This window comes from Pseudarthrobacter sp. NamE5 (assembly GCF_005796225.1).
GTDB lineage: Bacteria > Actinomycetota > Actinomycetes > Actinomycetales > Micrococcaceae > Arthrobacter.
Map to the genome: position 1 here is coordinate 1 of NZ_VAHO01000049.1, position 382 is coordinate 382.

The 382-nt window shown below is 64.9% G+C and carries 1 pseudogene; it reads left to right on the forward strand.

The annotated features are described in order from the left end of the window. Window positions 1-382: pseudogene (locus FDW84_RS19030) on the forward strand (L-serine ammonia-lyase); the annotation flags it as partial.

A 382-nucleotide genomic window follows, 5' to 3' on the forward strand; every position in this document is an offset into this window, starting at 1 on the left:
CTTTTCGGTGGGTGGCGGGTTCATTGTCCGGGAGGGTGAGGAGGACGCCGCGCAGCAGGAACTCGAGGAGTCGAAGAAGGAACTGCCGCTGCCGTTCCGGACCGCTGCAGAGTTGTTGGAGCACTGCCGGGAGACCGGGTTGGGGATCAGTGACGTGATGCGGATTAATGAGGAGGACAGCCGCACCCCGGAGGAGATCCGGGCGGGGCTGCTGCACATCTGGTCGGTGATGGAGGACTGCGTCCAGACGTCCCTGAAGCGTGAAGGGGTTTTGCCGGGCGGGTTGAAGGTCCGCCGCCGTGCCCCTGACTGGTATGAGCGGTTGAAGAAGGAAAGCTCACGTCCGGACGCGGAGGGCCAGGACGGTGGGGGTGCGGACTTC